Origin of the sequence: Bacteroides timonensis, assembly GCF_000513195.1 — a bacterium.
Taxonomy (GTDB): Bacteria; Bacteroidota; Bacteroidia; order Bacteroidales; family Bacteroidaceae; genus Bacteroides; species Bacteroides timonensis.
Genome location: NZ_CBVI010000162.1, coordinates 1 through 1,839 on the forward strand (window position 1 = coordinate 1; position 1,839 = coordinate 1,839).

The window sequence follows — 1,839 nt, forward strand, 5'->3', positions numbered from 1 at the left end:
CTCGGTATATCGGGATTTATCTGTGGCTGCCGGTTTCGGACTTGTTCAGTGCGGTGCTTGCCCGTATTCAGGTATTGATGTTAGAAAAGGATATTGTGGCACTGGAAGACCCGAATTTTATACCGGACAGCTCGAACGCGGCTTATATTATATTCATGTTGATAGGGATCATCGGGTATTTCACGATTCCGACCGTATCGGGATGGATCATTCAGAACGGCGGCGCGGGAAGTTACGGGAAGCAGGTAAATTCATGGGGACTGAAAGGCGGCAAAGGGGCTGCGGCAGTGACGGGAGCCGCCGTCGGTCATGTTTCGGGAAAGTTAAGAGGTAAATAATCAGTTGAAAATCAAATAATCTTATTAAGATGGAATTTAAGAGTTTGAAGAATATAGAGAGCAGTTTCCGGCAAATACGGATGATTGCGTTGGTGTTCCTCGTGCTGTGTACGCTGGTGGCGGGGTACAGCATCTGGAATTCGTACAGCTTTGCGCAAAAGCAGAGGGAGAAGATTTATGTATTGGATAACGGCAAGTCGTTAATGCTGGCTCTGTCACAAGACCTTTCGCAAAACAGACCGGTGGAGGCGAAAGAGCACGTGAAACGGTTTCATGAGTTGTTCTTCACGCTTTCGCCGGACAAGGATGCGATAGAGGGAAATATCAGAAGGGCACTGTTCCTTTGCGATGAGAGTGCTTTCAGGTACTACAAGGATTGGAGCGAGAAGGGGTATTATAACCGGATCATCTCGGCGAATATCAACCAGACTTTGCAGGTGGACAGCATGGCGTGCGACTTTGACCGCTATCCTTATCAGGTAACGATGTACGCGCGGCAGATGATTATCCGTGCAAGTAATGTGACGGAACGGAGCCTTATTACCCGGTGCGGGTTAATCAATTCGGTACGGTCGGATAATAACCCGCATGGGTTCACAATGGAGCGGTTCGAGATTCTGGAAAACAAGGATTTACGGGTACTGGAAAGATAGGCATGATGATACGGAAGAAAATTAATGAATGGCAAGACCGGATGGATGATGGTCTGCGCCGCATGTGCGGAAGGCTGACACCGGGAAAGCAGTTGGCAGTCACGCTCACGATGCTGTTAGGATTCAGTGCGCTGTCTATCTATTTCACGGTTTCGGGTATTTACCGGATGGGAAAAGAGGAAGGCGAACGGTTGCAGATCGAGCATATCGAACAAATGAAACTGCATCAGCAGGCGGATAGTGTCCTATATCCCGTTCGGGAGGGTTCAGGAAGTAATAATGTGATAAAGTAAAAAACAATGGAAGATAATCATATCAATGAGGAAGATGAGGTACTGGAGGAAGGTATCGTACAGATAGAAGAGGAAACGGTGACGGAGGAAGTCCGGGAAACTGCCGGAGAGGATGCAGCCCGACAACCGGCAGGGAAAAAGGAGAAGCCGAAAGAGAAGGAACGCAAGGAACTGACACCGGCGGAAGCCCAACGGAGAAAAAAGATGCTGGTATATCCGCTGATGTTTCTCGTGTTCGCCGGTGCCATGTGGCTGATTTTCGCTCCTTCTTCGGGTGGAGAGGAAAAGGAAGTGCAGCAGGGATTCAATATTGACGTGCCGCTCCCCAAAGAAAAGGGATTGCTGGATGACAAGAAGGAAGCATACGAGCGGGATGCCTTCGAGAAACAGCAGAAGTCGAAAATGGGGACTTTGCAGGACTTTGAGATTGCCATCGGGCAGACGGAGGAAGCTCCTATCGGGGATTCAAAGGAAGAACTGCCGCCGGAACCTGCACTACACATGGGTAATTCGCCGATCCGTTCTTCGGCGGTTGCCTATAAGGATATAAACAAA

2 protein-coding genes and 2 pseudogenes are annotated in these 1,839 nt (G+C 49.1%); all 4 read left to right on the forward strand.

Annotated elements, in window-relative coordinates; genetic code table 11:
- Positions 1 to 338: pseudogene (locus tag BN161_RS26260) on the forward strand (conjugative transposon protein TraJ); the annotation flags it as partial.
- A 29-nt stretch (positions 339 to 367) separates the two neighbouring features.
- Positions 368 to 991 (forward strand): conjugative transposon protein TraK, encoded by a 624-nt coding sequence (gene traK, locus BN161_RS26265; RefSeq protein WP_044271964.1) that lies wholly within the window; start codon positions 368 to 370, stop codon positions 989 to 991.
- A gap of 2 nt (positions 992 to 993) precedes the next feature.
- A complete protein-coding gene (locus tag BN161_RS26270; RefSeq protein ID WP_052356432.1) occupies positions 994 to 1,284 on the forward strand; it encodes a TraL conjugative transposon family protein in 291 nt (96 codons plus the stop codon).
- A gap of 6 nt (positions 1,285 to 1,290) precedes the next feature.
- Positions 1,291 to 1,839: pseudogene (locus BN161_RS26275) on the forward strand (conjugative transposon protein TraM); the annotation flags it as partial.

Coding starts and splice junctions, on each gene's coding strand:
- traK (WP_044271964.1), top strand. CDS start 368: ATGGAATTTAAGAGTTTGAAGAATATAGAGAGCAGTTTCCGGCAAATA.
- BN161_RS26270 (WP_052356432.1), top strand. CDS start 994: ATGATGATACGGAAGAAAATTAATGAATGGCAAGACCGGATGGATGAT.